We start from the raw sequence: 817 nt of genomic DNA on the forward strand, positions 1-817 counted from the left end.
GGGGTGCGGGCCGCGTCCGGTCCCGAAGGTCCTAGTACGAGCCGAACTTGTAGTTCAGGCCGGCGCGCACGACAGCGAACTCGGTGCTGTTGTTGCGGTTCAGGCCGCTCTGCACGACGGTCACGCCCGGCGAGGTCAGGGTCACGGTGCCGGTCGAGTTGGTGGCGAACGCGCCGTTGTTGCGGCCGTTCTGGTCGAGGTTCACGTACAGACCTTCCACCTTCAGCGTCACGGCCGAGGAGCGGAAGAAGTTCAGGAACGAGTCGGTCGGCAGGGCGTACTCGACGCCGGCGCCGGCGGCCCAGCCGGTCTGGAAGTCGTTGCGGGACACGCCCGAACCGAAGTCACGGCCGCCGCCGCTGCCGTAGGCGAAGCCGCCGGTGCCGTACACGAGGGTGCGGTCGAAGGCGTAGCCGAGGCGACCGCGCACGGTGCCGAAGTAGTCGAGGCTGGAGATGCCCGCCGGGTTGTAGATCAGGTTGCCCGGCAGGATGCCGCCGCCAGCCACGGTGGCGGACGAGAAGCGGTTCCGGCCCTGCCCGAAGTCGACGTACTGGGCGTCGGCCTCGACGCCGATCACGACGCCCGAGCCCGGGGTGAACTGGTAGTTGTAGCCGACCTGGCCACCGCCGGTGAAGCCGTCGTTGGCGCGGTTGCCGCCGAAGGCGAGCACGCCGCCGACGTTGCCGCCGGCCGGGCCGGCGAAGATCGCGTTGCCGGGCGAGACGCCGACGACGGTCGCGCCGCGGCGCTCGCTGGCATCGAAGCCGTAGCCGGCGTTGATACCGAAGTAGGCGCCGGTCCAGGTGAACACCGG

1 protein-coding gene is annotated in these 817 nt (G+C 70.4%); it reads right to left on the minus strand.

What is annotated here, in order from left to right; genetic code table 11:
* Positions 1-31 precede the first annotated feature (31 nt).
* Positions 32-817, minus strand: a 786-nt coding sequence (locus FV234_RS25905) for an outer membrane beta-barrel protein (RefSeq protein ID WP_147832454.1), incomplete at its 5' end; no start/stop codon positions are given.

This window comes from Methylobacterium sp. WL8, assembly GCF_008040045.1.
GTDB lineage: Bacteria > Pseudomonadota > Alphaproteobacteria > Rhizobiales > Beijerinckiaceae > Methylobacterium > Methylobacterium cerastii.